The 17,356-nt window shown below is 60.7% G+C and carries 13 protein-coding genes; 6 read left to right on the top strand and 7 right to left on the bottom strand.

All coding sequences use genetic code 11. The features are described from left to right. Positions 1-170: 170 nt before the first annotated feature. Together ptsP and rppH are read right to left on the bottom strand one after the other, a co-directional pair. Positions 171-2,417, bottom strand: coding sequence for a phosphoenolpyruvate--protein phosphotransferase (gene ptsP, locus ACMGGK_RS03960; RefSeq protein ID WP_420276709.1), 2,247 nt, complete (start codon positions 2,415-2,417; stop codon positions 171-173). A 12-nt stretch (positions 2,418-2,429) separates the two neighbouring features. After that, complete coding sequence (rppH, locus tag ACMGGK_RS03955; RefSeq protein WP_004931849.1) at positions 2,430-2,957, bottom strand: RNA pyrophosphohydrolase; 528 nt, start codon at positions 2,955-2,957, stop codon at positions 2,430-2,432. A 696-nt stretch (positions 2,958-3,653) separates the two neighbouring features. Here rppH and mutH point away from each other — a divergent pair. From mutH to ACMGGK_RS03935, 4 genes are all read left to right on the top strand, one after another. Beyond that, a complete protein-coding gene (gene mutH / locus ACMGGK_RS03950; RefSeq protein WP_033632226.1) occupies positions 3,654-4,340 on the top strand; it encodes a DNA mismatch repair endonuclease MutH in 687 nt (228 codons plus the stop codon). Positions 4,341-4,433: 93 nt separating this feature from the next. Beyond that, complete coding sequence (locus ACMGGK_RS03945) at positions 4,434-5,150, top strand: TerC family protein (protein ID WP_016929922.1); 717 nt, start codon at positions 4,434-4,436, stop codon at positions 5,148-5,150. Positions 5,151-5,305: 155 nt separating this feature from the next. Then, entirely contained in the window at positions 5,306-5,524 is a 219-nt protein-coding gene (locus ACMGGK_RS03940) for a YgdI/YgdR family lipoprotein (RefSeq protein ID WP_016929923.1), read from the top strand. Positions 5,525-5,729: 205 nt separating this feature from the next. Next, positions 5,730-6,770, top strand: coding sequence for an NADP(H)-dependent aldo-keto reductase (locus ACMGGK_RS03935; RefSeq protein ID WP_016929924.1), 1,041 nt, complete (start codon positions 5,730-5,732; stop codon positions 6,768-6,770). Between the two features lie 34 nt (positions 6,771-6,804). Here the strand turns inward: ACMGGK_RS03935 and lplT are convergent, their stop codons facing one another. The 3 genes from lplT to ACMGGK_RS03920 form a co-directional block, all read right to left on the bottom strand. Next, entirely contained in the window at positions 6,805-7,989 is a 1,185-nt protein-coding gene (lplT, locus tag ACMGGK_RS03930; protein ID WP_016929925.1) for a lysophospholipid transporter LplT, read from the bottom strand. Then, positions 7,989-10,142 carry a bifunctional acyl-ACP--phospholipid O-acyltransferase/long-chain-fatty-acid--ACP ligase gene (gene aas / locus ACMGGK_RS03925; RefSeq protein ID WP_197759228.1) on the bottom strand — a complete coding sequence of 718 codons (2,154 nt, stop codon included), beginning with the start codon at positions 10,140-10,142 and terminating at the stop codon, positions 7,989-7,991. The genes lplT and aas overlap by 1 nt, the downstream gene beginning before the upstream one ends. Before the next feature lie 343 nt (positions 10,143-10,485). Continuing rightward, entirely contained in the window at positions 10,486-12,744 is a 2,259-nt protein-coding gene (locus ACMGGK_RS03920) for a molybdopterin guanine dinucleotide-containing S/N-oxide reductase (protein ID WP_420276708.1), read from the bottom strand. A 220-nt stretch (positions 12,745-12,964) separates the two neighbouring features. Between ACMGGK_RS03920 and galR the strand changes: the two genes are divergently transcribed. Further along, on the top strand, positions 12,965-13,984 hold the full coding sequence (gene galR, locus ACMGGK_RS03915; RefSeq protein ID WP_004931832.1) for an HTH-type transcriptional regulator GalR: 1,020 nt from the start codon (positions 12,965-12,967) through the stop codon (positions 13,982-13,984). Positions 13,985-14,035: 51 nt separating this feature from the next. Here galR and lysA read toward each other — a convergent pair whose 3' ends face one another. After that, positions 14,036-15,298: a diaminopimelate decarboxylase gene (gene lysA / locus ACMGGK_RS03910; protein WP_016929929.1), complete on the bottom strand. Its 1,263-nt coding sequence runs from the start codon at positions 15,296-15,298 to the stop codon at positions 14,036-14,038. A gap of 133 nt (positions 15,299-15,431) precedes the next feature. On the opposite strand from lysA, the gene ACMGGK_RS03905 reads away from it, so the two are divergent. Further along, positions 15,432-16,355, top strand: coding sequence for a LysR family transcriptional regulator (locus ACMGGK_RS03905; RefSeq protein WP_016929930.1), 924 nt, complete (start codon positions 15,432-15,434; stop codon positions 16,353-16,355). Between the two features lie 27 nt (positions 16,356-16,382). On the opposite strand, the gene ACMGGK_RS03900 is transcribed toward ACMGGK_RS03905, so the two are convergent. Beyond that, entirely contained in the window at positions 16,383-17,291 is a 909-nt protein-coding gene (locus ACMGGK_RS03900) for a LysR family transcriptional regulator (RefSeq protein WP_015378928.1), read from the bottom strand. Positions 17,292-17,356: the final 65 nt, after the last annotated feature.

Here is a 17,356-nt window from a genome sequence, read left to right as displayed (position 1 = left end):
AAGCGGCGACGGAAATTATCCCGCGCCTTGCAAACGGCGGCATTGGCCGCTGCGGTCTGCAAGGCGACGAGCATGCGCCGCGCTGAGGTTGCGCATCATAACATAGGCTTAGCGCGGTCCGGTCCGGCAGGGCGGGAAAAGTTCTGTAAAAAAATCACACCGCGCGGCGGTTATCGGCCCCCGCGGATCAGCCCACCCATGCCGCGCCGCTCCATAAACGCCGCCACCAGATGGCGCACTTCGGTGGTCATCTGGGTATTCAACACCCGGTGAGCCAGCATTTCGGCGTCGGCCAGGTCAATATGTCGCAGCAGGTATTTGATGCGCGCCACGCTGCGGCCATTCATGCTCAGATTGCGATAGCCCATGCCCACCAGCAACAGCGCGCCCATGGGATCGCCGGCCAACTCACCGCAGAGGCTAAGCTGCAGCCCGGCCGCTTTCCCCTGCTCGGCGATCAAGTTCAGCACCTGCAACATCGCGGGATGCAAACTGTCATACAGCGCGGCGACCCGCGTGTTGTTGCGATCCACCGCCAGCAGGTACTGGGTCAAGTCGTTGGTGCCGACCGAGATGAAATCAACGCGCCCGGCCAAATGCGGGATCAGGAAAATCATCGATGGCACTTCCAGCATCACGCCGATTTTCGGTTTCGGGATCGCGTAGCCGAGCACCTCTTCCACCTCGCGCCCGGCTCGGTCAATCAGGCGTTTAGCTTCGTCGACCTCTTCAAGGCTGGTGATCATCGGCAGCAAAATACCCAGGTTGCCGGTGCCGGCATTGGCGCGCAGCATGGCGCGTACCTGAATCAAAAAGATCTCCGGCTGATCCAGAGTGATGCGGATGCCGCGCCACCCCAGGCAAGGGTTCTCTTCGCTGATCGGCATATAGGGCAGTTGCTTGTCGGCGCCGATATCCAGGGTGCGCAGCGTAACCGGCTTGCTCGGATAAAGCTGCAGCATGCCTTGATACTGCGCGACCTGTTCTTCTTCGGAGGGGAAACCGCTTTGCAACATGAACGGGATTTCGGTGCGGTACAACCCCACGCCATCCACTCGGCCGCCCAACAGTTGTTCATGTTCCGGGCTGAGGCCGGCGTTCAGCATCACCTGGATACGCTCGCCGCTTTTCAACTGCGCCGGTTGCTCGACGTCATCTTCCGCCAGCTTGCTCAACTCCAGCTCTTCGCTGATCAGCCGTTGATATTCCTGCACCAGCACCGGTTCAGGATCGACCAACAGTTCACCGCGATACCCATCAACGATCAGCAACCGCTGGCTGAGCAGAGAAGGCTGGATGTCGGCGCCCATCACCGTCGGCACCCCCATCGCCCGCACCAAAATCGCCGCATGCGAGTTGGCGGCACCGTCGCGCACCACCACGCCGACCAGGCGATCCTGCGGCACTTCGGCCAGCAATGTCGCGGTCAGCTCATCCGCCACCAGCACAAAACGCGCCGGCCACTGGGTGGCGCCCTGGGTGGTGTCATCGAGGTGGAACAGCAGGCGCTGGCCCAGCGCGCGCAGATCGCTGCCGCGCTCGCGCATGTAGGTGTCCTGCAGTTTGGCGAACTGTTCGGCAAAGGCTTCTATCACCTGTTTCACCGCCCACTCCGCCACCGAGCCGTTGTCGATTTCGGCGAACAGTTCGCGCTTGAGGCGGGCGTCATTTAACAGGTGAGAATAAAGATCGAAGATCGCCGCGCTCTCTTTTTGCGAGCTGGCGGCAAAACGCTTGCTGAAGCGGCGAAACTCCGCGCCGGCCTCTTCCAGCGCCAGCGTCAGGCGCTCGCGCTCGCTGGCGGTGTCCAGCGTCGACGCGCGGTAAACCTGATCGAGCGAAGGCTGGCTACTGTCCTGCCACCCTTCAGCCACCGCCACGCCGGGCGAGGCCGCCAGTGCGCGCACGCGCGTTTGGCGATACTGGCCGAAAATGGCGTTGAGCTGCGACTGTGACAAGATCCCGGCCATCTGCGTGGCCAGAGTGACCATGAAAGACTCTTCGCTTTCATCGAACTGGCGCAGCTCGCGCTGCTGCACCACCAGCACCCCCAGCAGTTGGCGCCGATGAATGATCGGCACCCCGAGGAAGGATCGGAAACGATCCTCTTTCACCTGCGGAACGTATTTGAAACTGGGGTGGCTTTGGGCATCGGCCAGGTTAATAGGCTCGGCTCGGCGGCCGACCAACCCGACGACGCCCTCGTCAAACGCCAATGCGATAGTGCGCCCGCGCGGCTTTTTCAGCCCGCGCGTGGCCATCAGGTAGTAGCAGCGGCGATCGTTGTCCGCCAGGTAGATGGAACACACTTCGGTGTCCATCGCCAGACAGGTTTCATTGACCAGCAGATCCAGCGCATCCGTCAGACTGCCCGCCGCGGCCACCTTCTCTACAATTTCTCGCAAGCGCGTGAGCATAGTCGGCTTAACTTAACCTCTCTTTCGGCGATAAGCGGGAGCCTGCCGCGGCGCCGCCTGCTCTTGCATCGGCATCACGGTCACGGCGAATTCTTTCATCACCCGGCGGTAGACGTCGCGTTTGAACGACACCACCTGGCGCACCGGATACCAGAAGCTCACCCAGCGCCAACCGTCGAACTCCGGCGTGCTGCTGCGCTGCATATTGATATCAGCGTCATTGCACAGTAGCTGCAACAAAAACCATTTTTGCTTTTGGCCGATACAAACCGGCTTTGTGTCCCAACGCACCAAACGTTTCGGCAATTTATAGCGCAACCAGTTGCGGGTCGAAGCCAGGATGCGCACATCCTTTTTACTCAGCCCCACTTCTTCGAACAGCTCACGGTACATCGCCTGCTCCGCAGTTTCGCCAGGGTTAATCCCACCTTGGGGAAACTGCCAGGAGTGCTGACCGTAACGGCGGGCCCATAAGACCTGCCCCTGACGATTACAGATTACGATACCAACATTCGGGCGGTAGCCATCATCATCGATCACCGGACTACCTCGATAAGCTTAAATTCGCATAGATGTCCTGATTGTTTCACACAAGCTACAGGCGGTAAACCACTGCTTTACGGCGCTGCGGGCCGGATAACATTGGGATAACTCACAGATATTGGCAAAGTTATAAACATACCCCAGCCTTTTAGACCGGTTTTATTCACTTTTTCTGTGGATAGGTGTGTGCAGAACTCGAGGGATAAGCCGGTAAAACTCTCGTCCCCTAAAATCCGCCCTCATACCCAAAAACAAATATTAAATTTAAAAACATATAGTTAACCAATATCTCGCAGTGATGCACAGGACAAAAATGTGATCTATGCACGGTAAGGATCTTACCCTGGCGAAAGATCCACCAACGCCGTTTTTATCCACAGATTATCCGGGCAAGTTACGCACAAAACGGACAAATTCGTAAAAACCCGCCTGAGTCAAGGCTGTAAATTGAACCAGTGATCGGTAAAAATTTGGGTTATCCCATAAATCTGTGGATAAATAGGTGTAAGATCCTGTTTATTGTCGGTGGCTTCAGGTGAACAAGCCCCGCGAGTGCATTGTCGCCCGCGTAAAGAAAGAAAAAAAGTCATGTAAAATCATGCTACTATTATTCTTTTCCCCAGGCGATAGCGGTTATCGCTCGCCGTGTATAATTGCAGTACGTTTTTCAACCAAATTCGACAGGCTTGATTTATGGCATTTTTATCCCCTTTGCCGCCCCCGCCGGAAAATGAACGGCAGCTGTTCGAGCGCGCTCAGGCGCTGGCCGGCTTCAGCTTTGGCGAACTGGCCGCCCGTGCGCAATTGCCGATCCCCAAGGATCTGAAACGCGATAAAGGCTGGGTGGGCATGCTGCTGGAGCTGTATCTCGGCGCCATGGCCGGCAGCAAACCGGAACAGGATTTTCCCGAGTTGGGCATTGAGCTGAAAACCATTCCTGTCGACGCCGCCGGCAAACCGCTGGAAACCACTTTCGTCTGCGTCGCCCCGCTCACCGGCAACAGCGGCGTCACCTGGGCCAGCAGCCACGTTCGCCACAAGCTGGCGCGCGTGTTGTGGATACCGGTAGAAGGCGAACGGCAAATCCCGCTGGCCCAGCGCCGCGTCGGTTCGCCGCTGCTGTGGAGCCCGAGCCTTGCAGAAGAAGAGAGGTTACGCCGCGATTGGGAAGAACTGATGGATCTGATCGTGCTCGGTCACGTAGAACGCATCACCGCACGCCACGGCGAAGTGCTGCAACTGCGCCCCAAAGCGGCCAACAACAAGGCGCTCACCGAAGCCATCGGCGAACAGGGGCAACCTATCATGACGCTGCCGCGCGGTTTCTATCTGAAAAAGGGCTTTACCGGCGCGCTGCTGGCAAGACATTTCTCAATCTAAGCGATTTCGTTTAACTCTGGTTTAGCTAACCCTGTCAGCGCCGCGATAAACGCGTATAATTCACGCTTTGCATTTATTAAGGTGTGTCGGGCAATGTTCGAATGGATTATGGATCCCAATGCCTGGTTAGCGTTAGGTACGCTAACCATTCTTGAGATCGTACTGGGTATTGATAACATCATTTTTCTGTCGCTGGTGGTAGCCAAGCTGCCCAAAGCGCAACAGAACAAAGCTCGCCGGCTCGGGCTGGCCGCCGCCATGCTGATGCGCCTGGCGCTGCTGGCCTCTATCGCCTGGGTGATCCGCTTGACGCACCCGCTGTTCACCGTGCTGGATCACGCCATTTCCGCCCGCGATTTAATCCTGCTGCTGGGGGGATTGTTCCTGATCTGGAAAGCCAGCAAAGAGATCCACGAAACCATCGAAGGTTCGGAAGAAGAGCACCACACCAAGGTGCACAGCTTCTTCGGCGCGATCGTGCAAATCATGCTGTTGGATATCATCTTCAGTCTGGATTCGGTGATTACCGCCGTGGGCCTTTCCGACCATCTGTTCATCATGATGGCGGCGGTGGTGATCGCCGTCGGCGTGATGATGTTCGCCGCCCGGCCGATCGGCGAGTTCGTTAACCGCCATCCGTCGGTAAAAATGCTGGCGCTGGCGTTCCTGATCCTGGTGGGCTTCACGTTGATGCTGGAAAGCTTCCAGGTGCACGTGCCGAAAGGCTACATCTATTTCGCCATGTTCTTCTCCATGTCGGTAGAAGCGCTCAATCTGATGCGCAGCAAAAAAAATCACGCGCCGGAATAACGCGATATGGAAGCCGCCACCGGCGGCTTCCGCCGTTTCATTGCCCCCTCATTTCACTTTTTCTTATCAGATAAAGACTTATCTGAGACGCCCCCGGCCGAGAGTTTGCTAATCTTGAAAGAACATTGTTTTCTGCATAATCGAGGATCCGCAGGATGAAAAAGTGGGTAATGGCAGTGTCTGCGCTGGTTATGGCCGCCGGTTTGGCGGGATGTTCCAGCGACTACGTCATGGCGACTAAAGACGGCAACATGATCCTGACGCAAGGAAAACCGGAGATCGACACAGACACCGGACTCATCAGTTATAAAGACGAGAAAGGCAACCACCGCCAGATCAACGGCGATCAGGTTTCCCAGGTTATCGAACGCTAATCACCGCTCGCCGGCTATCGCCCGTTCAAGCGCGGTAGCCCTCATTCGCCTGCGCACTGAATCCGCTTCCCCCATCTTCACCGCTTGGTTATAGTCAGGAAAGGCGACATCGCCGCCCGACGGACTTTGCGCCGTCTTCTGAATTGGGCTCCTGTTTCACCGGGCCGCGCGGCCCGTCAGCGCTAACAAGAAAGGAAGGCCGTTAATGCAATACCACCGTATTCCCCACAGTTCTTTAGAAGTGAGCGTGCTGGGACTGGGCACCATGACCTTTGGCGAACAGAACAGCGAAGCCGACGCCCATGCGCAACTGGACTATGCATTGGCCGCAGGCGTGAACCTGATAGACACCGCCGAACTGTACCCGGTGCCGCCCCGCCCGGAAACCCAGGGCCTGACCGAGAGCTATATCGGCAGTTGGATCAAGGCGCGCGGCAATCGCGAAAAAATCGTCCTGGCCAGCAAAGTTTCGGGGCCGGTGCGCGGCACCGACAGCAGCATCCGCCCGCAGCAGGCGCTCGATCGCAAGAACATCCGCGCCGCGCTGGACGCCAGCCTCAAACGGCTGAACACCGATTATCTCGATCTTTATCAACTGCACTGGCCGCAGCGCGCCACCAACTGCTTTGGCAAACTCAACTATCAATACACCGACGACAAAGCCACGGTCACGCTGTTGGAAACGCTGGAGGCGCTGACCGAGCAGGTGCGCGCCGGCAAGATCCGCTATATCGGGGTTTCCAATGAAACGCCCTGGGGCGTGATGCGCTACCTGCAGCTGGCGGAGAAACATGAGCTGCCGCGCATCGTGTCGATTCAAAACCCGTACAGCCTGCTGAACCGCAGCTTTGAGATTGGCCTGGCCGAGATCAGCCAGCACGAAGGGGTGGAACTGCTGGCCTATTCCAGCCTGGCGTTCGGCACCCTGAGCGGTAAATACCTCAACGGCGCAAAACCGGCCGGCGCGCGCAATACGCTGTTCACCCGCTTCAACCGTTATTCAGGGCAGCAAACCCAGTTGGCGATCGCCGAATACGTGGCGCTGGCCAAAAAACACGGACTGGATCCTTCGCAGATGGCCTTGGCCTTCGTGCGTCAGCAGCCGTTCGTCGCCAGCACCCTGTTGGGCGCCACCTCGGTGGATCAGTTGAAAATCAACCTCGACAGCCTTGACGTGATTCTGGATGAGGACGTGCTGCAGGCGCTCGAAGAAATCCACACCCGGTTTACCATTCCGGCGCCTTAATTCCTCTGAGGGCGCAGCCAGGCTGCGCCCCGTTTCACCGCCGCTGAGACCACCACAATGCGCTAATCGCCAGCGCAAACACCACGCCAAACCCTACGCCGACGCCCACCACCGGCACGCCCAGCTTCACGACCAAAGAATACAGGCCCAGCATCAGCAACATGGCGGCGTTTTCACCCAGGTTTTGCACCGCGATCGCATTGCCGGCGCCGACCGAATGCTTGCCCCGCTCCTGCAGCAACGCATTGAGCGGCACCACGAAGAAGCCCCCCAGCATGCCGATGATCGCCAGCAAGACGTAGGCATTGAGCATGGTCGTTTGCAACGCAAACACCGCGACCGCGACGCCGATCAGGATCCCGGCCGGCATGCAGCGCTTCACCGTCTTCAGCGTGACGAAGCGCGCGGCGGCGCCGGCGCCGACCACGATACCGACGGCCACCATGGCGTTCAGCAGCGTCGGCGTGGCGTTATCGGCAATGCCAAGCGCCACCGGCACCCACAGCACCAACAGAAAACGCAGCGTCACGCCGGCCCCCCAAAACAGGCTGGTGCCGATCAAAGAGAAACGCGTCTGCCCATCGCGCCATAATGTGACGCAGGCGGTAAGAAAGCTGTTCGTCATGGCCCGCGGCCGCCATGAAGCCCCTGGGCGCGCCGCCGCCAGACGTGGAATATACAGGTTGGCGACCACCGCCCCTGCGTAAACCAACGCGCAGGCCGCCAGCGCCGCTACCACGTGCCAGTCCGCCAGAATACCGCCGGCCACCGAACCGGTGAGAATGGCGGCGATGGTCGAGGCCTCCATCAGGCCGTTAGCCTTGACCAGCTTCTCGCCGCTGGTGATCTCGCCCAGAATGCCGTATTTGGCTGGAGAATACGCGGCGGCACCCACGCCGACCAGGCTGTAACCCCAAAACGGGTTCCCCCCAAAACAGATCATCAACGCCCCCGCCAGCTTCAGGGCGTTGGCGAACATCATCACCCGCCCTTTGGCGAAGCTGTCGGCCACCTGGCCGACAAACGGCGCCAGGATGATGTAGGTGGCGACAAAGGCCATCTGCAGGATCGGCTGGCTCCAGTCCGGATACAGCTGCTGCTTGATCAGCGCCAGCGTGGCGAACAGCAACGCATTGTCGCCGAACGCCGAGAGGAACTGCGCGCTGATCACCGCGATCATGCCGCGTGACAACAAAGGGGATTCGGTCGAAGGATTCATCAGGCACTCTCCGGCTGTTCGGCCATATGACGCAGGGTGACGAAATCAGGTTTGCCGCTGCCGAGCACCGGCAGCGTTTTCAACAGGCGAATATCGCGCGGCACCGCCAGCTCCGGGCTGCCCAGCTCGCGCGCCACCCGCAGCAATGCCTCGCGGGTAATGGCGGGATCGGTGGTGAACAGCACCAGCGCCTCGCCTTTGCTGCTGTCGCTTTTGACCGTGGCGGCATGCAGCTTTTCCGGCGACAGCCGTTGCGCCAGCAATTCGACGCTCTCCAGCGACACCATCTCGCCCGCCAGCTTGGCGAAGCGCTTCACGCGCCCGCGAATGGTGCAGTAACCCTGCTCATCCAGGCTGACGATATCGCCGGTATCATACCAACCCGGCTGCAGCACGCCGTTCGCATCTTCCGCCGCCGGCGGTTCCAGCTCGCCGGGACGTTCAACCCGCAGATAGCCTTTCATGATATTTGGCCCCTTCAGCTGCAGACGGCCGCCGTTATCGATGCCCGGCACCGCGATCAAGCGCGCCTCCATCTGCGGCATGATGCGGCCAACGGTGCCCACCTTGGTCGCCAGCGGCACGTTGATCGACACCACCGGCGCGCACTCGGTCACGCCATAGCCTTCCAGAATGCGGATGCCGTATTTATCCTGATAGATCTGTTTGGTGCTGTCCGCCAGTTTCTCCGCGCCGGCCACCACATAGCGCAGGCGGGCGAAATCATACGGATGCGCGAAGCGCGCATAGTTGTTGAGGAAGGTCGCCGTGCCGAACAGCACCGTGCAGTTACGGTCATACACCAACTCCGGCACCACGCGATAGTGCAGCGGGCTGGGGTAGAGGAAAATGCGGCTGCCGGTGATCAGCGGCGTAAGCAACCCCACCGTCAGGCCGAACGAGTGGAACAATGGCAGCGATGACATGAAACGGTCGCGCGGCGTGAAATCGGCGATGGTGCGAATTTGTTCTACGTTGGCCAGCAGGCTGGCATGCGAATGCACCACGCCCTTGGGGTGGCCTTCGGAGCCGGAAGTGAACAAGATCAGCGCCGCGTCCTCCGGGCGTTGCGGCAACGCCGCGCGCTGCGGTTGCAGCAAGTGCCGCAGGATCCACAGCTTGTCCGCCAGCGTAACGGTGTCTTTCAGATCCTCCAGATACACCCAGTTGGCCTGCGTCACCTGCTCCGGCAGGTGGGTCAGTTTGCCCTTCTCCAGGAACTGGCGCGAGGTGACGATGGTCTTGATGCCGGCGGCGGTCATCGCGCTGTTCAGGCCGTTGGCGCCGGCGGTGTAGTTGAGCATCGCCGGAATGCGGTTGCGCAGCGAAGCGCCGAAGATCGCCGCCGCGGTGATGGTGGCGTTTGGCAACAGCAGCCCGACGTGTTCCCCTTCGGCGGTAAAGCGCTGCAGAATGCGGCTGACGCCCAGCGATTTCTTGATCAGCGTTTGGTAGCTGTCCTCTTTGAAAGCGATGTCTTCGATACACGGCTTGCGACGCCCATAGCGGCGCTGCGCCGCCAGCAAGGCATGGAACAGCGTCTGCGGTTCGCGCGTCTCCATGCGCGCCCGCATCATGATCTGCATCAGCCGATCGCCCGCCAGCGCCCGACGCACGCGCGCACGCGGCGCCTCCGGCATCGGCAGCGTGGTCGGCGGCAAGATGCGGATGCTGATTTGCGGAAACCAGCGGATCTTGAACACCCCGGCCATGCGGCCGAACGGACTGAATTCGGGGCCGTCGATCCGCACCGGCACCACGGTGGCGCCCGATTTGGCGGCGATAAACGCCGCGCCGTCGTAGATTTTCATCAGCGCGCCGGTCACGGTGATGCGCCCTTCAGGGAACACGACGATCGGCCGCCCCTGTTCGACCATGCGCACCAGCTGCTTGATGGCCATCGGCTTGGTGGGATCGAGCGAGACGAAATCGATGTAGGGCCGAAGCCAGCGCATGAACCAGCTCTCGCCGATGCTGGCGTAAACCGCAAACACCGGTTTTATCGGCAGGAACAGCGCCAACAGCACGCCGTCGAGGAAAGAGACGTGGTTCGGCGTAATCAGCAGTTTTTGCCGTTCGAAGTGCTGGACACCCCCTTCGACCCGAACCCGAAACAACAGGCGAAACAGCGCGCGCAGCAGTGAAAAGATCATGCCCTTCTCCCTTGGCCATGGAGGCGTAAATCGTTGTAGGGAAAAGAATACTATATGGCAGGCAAAAAAAAACCTACGCATCCGCGTAGGTTGGTGCAATTGAAAATGGCTTCAACATACAGAGTATGCTGATTTCTCACCAATCAATACCTCTGGGATCACCTACTCTAGAGAGATGGCGTGCAGGAAACTACCGCCGAATCGCAAGAGTTCTGCTCCAAATGCAACCAGCTGTAAATTTCCCGCGATCTGCTGTAATAACTCAATGAAACTTAAACCTTCCCGCAGCGACGAAAATAAATATAACAACGACGAGCCAGTGACCCAGACGTGAAATCTTCACTCATCGCGCGCTGACCTCGACCAGGCAGCTCATGGCGTTCGGCCCCTGCGTCAGCGGCGAGGTGCCAATATCCAGCGTCAGCACATTCGGGTTGCCCGCCTGCTCGAGCGGCCGGCGCTGTGCGTCGAAACCCGGCTCGAACCAGGCACCGGTCGCCATCAACACCACGCCGCGCGTCACACCATCGGTGAGCGATACCCCCGCCAGACAGCTGCCGCGCGCATTGCTGACCAGCACTTCGGCGCCGTCCGCCACCCCGCGCGGCGCCGCATCGTCCGGATGCATATACAGGGTTTCGCGCCCGGCGGTCTTGTTGCCCTGCGCCAGCGGCGCCGGATCCATCTGGCTATGCAGGCGATCGCTCGGTTGAATGGAGATCAGGTGCAGCGGCCAATTCTTGGCCTGCGGCGCGCCCAGCCACTCCACCGGCGGCCGCCACTGCGGATGCGGAGCGAAATCTTCGTAGCGATAGCCGGCGATCCGCTCGCTGAACAACTCGATCTTGCCGCTGGGCGTTTGCAGCGGGTTAACCTGGGGATCGGCGCGGAACGCGTCAAAAAATACAAACTCTTTGGCCGGAGCGGGCAGCTCGACATAGCCCCGTTGCCAGAACACCTCAAACTCGGGCCAGGCGACGCCGGCGCGCTGCTGCGCAGCGCCGCATTGCCGGTAGATAGCTTCGATCCAGGCCCGCTCGTCGCGGTTTTCGGTAAAGCGCTCGCGATAGCCCAGGCGCTCCGCCAGATCGGCGAAGATATCGAAATCGTTGCGCGCCTGATGCTGCGGTGCAATCGCCTGATGCATCGCCAGCACGTAACGATCGCGCGACGAGCCGCCGATGTCGTTGCGCTCCAGCGAACTGGTGACCGGCAACACGATATCCGCCATTTTGGCTGCCGCGGTCCACCAGATATCTTGTACGATCACCGTATCCGGCTTCTGCCAGCCTTCCACCAGTCGGTTCAACTGCTGATGGTGATGGAACGGGTTGCCGCCGGCCCAGTGCACCAGATGGATATCCGGATAATGCCGCGTCTCGCCGCAAAATTGATAGGCTTCGCCAGGGTGCAGCAGCATGTCGCAGATGCGCGCCACCGGGATCGCCAGCCCGGCCGGGTTATCGCCTACCGGCATGGTCGGCGCGGGGGTATCCACGCGCGGGTTGCCGACGCCGTTCATTGAGCCGTGGCCGAACGAGAAGCCGCCGCCCGGCAGCCCCACCTGGCCCAGCATCGCCGACAGCGCGATCATCATCCAGTACGGTTGCTCGCCACGATGCGCGCGCTGCACGGAGTAGGAACAGGTGATAAAACTGCGCACGCCGATCAGTTGCCGCGCCAGCAGCGCGATGCGCGCCGTCGGAATGCCGGTAATGTCGCTGGCCCAGGCCGGCGTTTTCGCCACGCCGTCGCTCACGCCGTTCAGGTAATCCGCCAACTGTTGATAACCCACGCAGTGGCTGTGCAGGAAGGCTTCATCCTGCGCGCCCAGCTGCTGGATTTCGTAAGCCAGCGCCAGCATCAGCGCCACGTCGGTATTCGGCCGGATCGGGATCCATTCCGCATTGACGAACTCGGGGCAGTCGTCGCGCATCGGGCTGATGTTGATCACCGGCGTGCCCTTGCGCGCCAGCTTTTGCAGCCAGGGCTTGAGCGCATGCTCCGCCGCGCCGCCGGAAGACACCTGGGCGTTTTTCAGCGCCAACCCGCCAAACGCCACAAACAGTTCGCAGTGCTCCACCACGCTTGGCCAACTGGTGACGCGCCCGGTCAACGGCGAGAAAGTGCCGATCACATACGGCAGGAAAAACTGCGCCGCGCCCCAGCTGTAGTTGCCCTGCTGATCGACGCCGCCGCCGCCGCTGAAGTAGAACCGCCGCACCAGCGAGCGGGCATGGTGCAGCCGCCCTGCCGACGACCAGCCATAAGAGCCGGTAAACAGCCCGGAGGCACCGTAGCGATCGCGCACCCGGCGATTCTCCTGCGCCACCAAATCGAGCGCTAACTCCCAATCCACCTCGACGAAATCTTCCCTGCCGCGCAGCGTACGGTCGCTGCCCTCGCGCTTTTGCAGCCACGAGCGGCGCACCGCCGGCTTGCGGATGCGTTTGTCGGAGTAGACCATCGGTACGATGGAATCGAGCAGCGGCGAAGGATCGGGATCGTCGACGAAGGGTTCACAACGGATAAGCCGGCCGTCTTCAACCACGGCGGTATAAGCGCCCCAATGGGCGAGCTGCGGATAGCGTTTAATGGACATGGCATTCTCGGCGCAAATCGGAATGCACAGACGTTACCTCAGCCCGCCGCCAGTGCCAACGTACAAATTGCGCTATCGTTCGGTCGTCGATGGTTATGCGTACAGACTCGAAGAGATTCTGCAACGGCCGCCACAAGTTGCGCACGAGACCGCTTGCAGCCCCGGTTTTTTTCCGCAAAACTGGGGGATGTAAGCGATTACCCAGGATGTGTTGACTGATATGGCTACGATAAAGGATGTTGCCAGGCTGGCGGGGGTTTCCGTGGCCACGGTATCCCGCGTGATAAACAATTCCCCCAAGGCCAGCGAAGGGTCGCGCACCGCGGTGCAGGCCGCCATGGAACAGCTGCAGTATCACCCTAACGCCAACGCACGAGCGCTGGCGCAGCAATCCACCGAGACGCTGGGCCTGATCGTCTCCGACGTTTCCGATCCCTTCTTCGGCGCGATGGTCAAGGCGGTCGAGCAGGTGGCCTACGCCACCCACAATTTTCTGCTGATTGGCAACGGTTACCACGACGCCGAAAAAGAGCGTCAGGCGATTGAACAGCTGGTGCGGCACCGCTGTGAAGCGCTGGTGGTGCACGCCAAAAGGCTGAGCGATCAGGAACTTTGCGGCTGGATGCAACAGATCCCGGGCATGGTGCTGATCAACCGCACGCTGCCGGGCTTCGAAACGCGCTGCGTGGCGCTCGACGATCGCTACGGCGCCTGGCTGGCGACCCGTCATCTGATCCAGCAAGGGCATCAGCGCATTGCCATCATCTGCTCCACCCACCAGATTTCCGACGCCACCGACCGGCTGCAGGGCTATCTCGACGCGCTGCGGGAACACGGCATCGCGGTGGATGAAAAGCTGATCGCCTATGGCGAACCGGACGAGATCGGCGGCGAACAGGCGATGACAGAATTGCTCGGCCGCGGCCGTTCGTTCTCCGCCATTACCTGCTACAACGATCCGATGGCCGCCGGCGCGCTGTCGGTGCTGAGCGATAACAGCGTCGACGTACCGGGGGAGATTTCGCTGATCGGTTTCGACGACGTGCTGATTTCGCGCTACCTGCGCCCACGCCTGACCACCATTCGCTACCCGATCGTGGCGATGGCGACCCAGGCGGCGGAGCTGGCGCTGGCGCTGGCCAACCGGCAACCGTTGCCGGAAATCACCAACATGTTCAGCCCAACGCTGGTGCGCCGCCACTCGGTCGCCACCCTCAACAACGCGCACGAACAGCCGTAATCATGCCGCCGCATAACGCTGTGAAGCGGGCGCCAGACGCCCGCCGGCTGATCAGATAAGTTCCAGCGCGATCAGTTCTTCGATGGTTTGGCGGCGGCGGATCAATCGCGGCTCGCCGTTTTCGAACAGCACTTCAGGCAACAGCGGACGGCTGTTGTAGTTGGAGGACATCGACGCGCCGTAGGCGCCGGTATCGTGAAACACCAGATAATCGCCGATCTGCACCGGCGGCAGCTCTCGGGTTTCCACGCCGCCGCCCGCCTGCTGGGTGAACACGTCGCCGGATTCGCACAGCGGCCCGGCGATCACCGTTTCGCGCAGCGCTTGCCCCGAGGTATCGCGCCCATCGGCCGGCAACAGCGAAATATGGTGGTAACTGCCGTACATCGCCGGGCGCATCAGATCGTTAAAACCGGCGTCCACCAGCACGAAGTGGCGGCTGCCCATGTCTTTCACCGCCCGCACCTCGGCCACCAAGACGCCCGCTTCCGCCATCAGGAAACGCCCGGGTTCAATCTCCAACTGCACCGGATGCCCCAGATGCGCGGCGATGCGTTCACGCGCCCGATTCCACAAACCGAAATAGTGTTCGGTATCGATCGCCTCTTCGCCGTACTGATACGGGATAGACAGGCCGCCGCCGGCGGAAATGGCGCTGATGTCATGACCGAGATCGATCACCTGCTGCACCATCGCATCGCAGACGCGCTCCAGATGCTGGTAATCGACGCCGGAACCGATGTGCATGTGCACGCCGATCAGTTGCAGGCCATAGCGGCGGATCTTCTCCACCGCCTGCGGCAGGTCGGCATACCAGATGCCGTGCTTGCTGTTCTCGCCGCCGGTGTTGGTTTTCTGGCTGTGGCCGTGGCCAAATCCCGGGTTAACGCGCAGCCACACCGGATGCCCTGCGGAAACCTGGCCGAGCTGATCCAGCATGTCGATGGAACCGGCGTTAACCGGGATCTTCAATTCGCTGACGCGCGCCAGCGTGGCGTGATCCAACACGTCCGCGGTAAACACGATCTCGCTCGGTTCGCCGCCCGGCTGAAAACCGGCCTGCAGCGCCCGTTCGATCTCGCCCAGCGACACCGAATCCACCTTCACGCCCTGCTCGCGCATCAAGCGCAAAATATGAATGTTCGAACAGGCCTTCTGCGCGAAACGAATGGTGTCGAAGTGGCGCAGCTGAGCGATGCGCTGGCTGATGATGTCCGCATCATAAGCCCAGACCGGGCAGCCGAAACGCTGCGGCAAAGCCAGCAGGTTAGCGGCGTTCAACGCGGTGGAGGTGTCGTGCAACGGGCGTGGCATGGCGATATTCCCAATTCGAAAATGACGGCAGATAAAGCCATAGTGCCGCACGCTGAATCGAGTGAAAAATATCTATTTAGCCGTAGTCTATTCATTTATGATATGGCTTTCTCTACAGTCGAGCGGCCTCGCCATGCACAGTATCTCTTTGCGGCAGATCGAAATCTTTCGGGCGGTGATGACCACCGGCAACCTGACCGAGGCGGCGGCCCTGCTGCAAACCTCGCAACCGACCGTCAGCCGCGAGCTGGCGCGCTTTGAAAAGCTGATTCGGCTGCAGTTGTTCGACCGGGTGCGCGGGCGCTTGTCCCCCACGGTGCAGGGCCTACGGCTGTTCGAAGAGGTGCAACGCTCCTATTACGGCCTCGATCGCATCGTCAACGCCGCCGCCGGCATCCGCCAGTTTCAGCAGGCGCAGCTGTCGATCGTGTGCCTGCCGGTATTTTCCCAATCGCTGCTGCCGGCGGTGTGCCAGCCCTTTATCGAACGTTATCCGGAAGTCAGCTTCAGCGTGATCCCGCAAGAGTCGCCGCTGCTGGAAGAGTGGCTGTCTGCCCAGCGCCACGATCTCGGGCTGACGGAAACCACCCTCACGCCGGCGGGCACCGAACGGGTGACGCTGATGACGTTGAACGAAGTGTGCGTGCTGCCGACGGGCCACCCGCTGCTGGTAAAAGACCAGCTGACGCCGCAGGACTTCGCCGGGCAGAACTTCATCAGCCTGTCGAGCACCGACAGCTATCGTCACTTGCTGGATGCGCTGTTCGCCGAGCAAGGCGTCGAGCGCCGCATGGTGATGGAAACGCACAGTGCGGCGTCAGTGTGCGCCATGGTGAGAGCCGGCGTGGGGGTGTCGATCGTTAACCCGCTGACGGCGCTCGACTATGCCGGCAGCGGCGTGCACGTGCGGCCGTTCAGCATCGACGTGCCGTTCACCGTCAGCCTGATCCGGCCGCTGCACCGCCCTTCATCGGCGCTGGTCACGGCCTTTATCGACCATTTGCATCAGCAGGCGGCACGCTTCTCCGCCCGGCTGGCCGCCGCTGTCAGGCGCTGAAAGCGGCGTGGGAATATTGCCGAGGCCTTAGCGCAGCGTCGCCTGCCACTGCGGATCGGTGGCAAACCACTCCACCAGAAAGTCCAGCATGGTGCGCAAGGTGGCGGGCATCTGGCGACGCGAGGTGTAGATGCCGTAGATGCCCATCGACTGCGGCCGGTAATCCGGCAACAATTCGACCAGTTCGCCGCTGGCCAGCAGCGGGGCCGCCGAATAATAGGGCTGCATGGAAATGCCCGCGCCCTGCACCGTGCCGGCCATCAACACCACCGACTCATTGGCGCTCAGGTTGCCGCTGACCGCCACCGCCGATTTCACGCCCTGAGCATCGAAGTGCCACAGGCTTTTGCCGAAATAGGAGTAGGTCAGGCAGTTGTGCAACGCCAGATCCTGCGGTTGGCGCGGGGTGCCGTGTGCCGCCAGATACGCCGGCGCGGCGCACACCACCGATGCGCAGGTGGACAGCGGACGGGCGATCAGATTGGGATCCAGCTCGTTGGTGATGCGCAGCGCCAGATCGATGCGCTCTTCCACCAGGTTCACCGCCCGGTTGTTCATCTGCAGATCGACCGCCACCTGCGGGTGACGCTTCAGATACTGAGCGACCGCCCCCACCAGCGCCGTTTGCCCGAGCGACTGCGAACAGGTGATGCGCAGCAGGCCGCGCAGTTCGTCGCTCTGCCCTTCCTCCACCAGATCGATTTCCCCCGCCAGCGCCAACATTTGTCGGCAACGTTCCAGAGTACGCTCACCGGCGTCGGTCAGACTAAGCTTACGGGTAGTGCGGTGCAGTAAACGCGCCCCGGCCCATTGCTCCATCTGCGCCAGGTAGCGCGTCACCATCGCGCGCGACATCTCCAGCGTTTCCGCGGCGGCGATCATGCTGCCGCGATCGACGATGGTGACAAAAACCTCAGCGGCGGTAATGCGATCCATGATTAGTCCGATTTATGCAACGAATAATTGCTTATTATCCGGTTTTTCTATCGCTTTATGCAACC

Source organism: Serratia sp. BNK-33-b (assembly GCF_048684565.1).
Taxonomy (GTDB): Bacteria; Pseudomonadota; Gammaproteobacteria; order Enterobacterales; family Enterobacteriaceae; genus Serratia; species Serratia marcescens.
The sequence above is the reverse complement of the archived record's forward strand: the minus strand, read 5'-3'. Positions and strand labels throughout refer to the sequence as shown.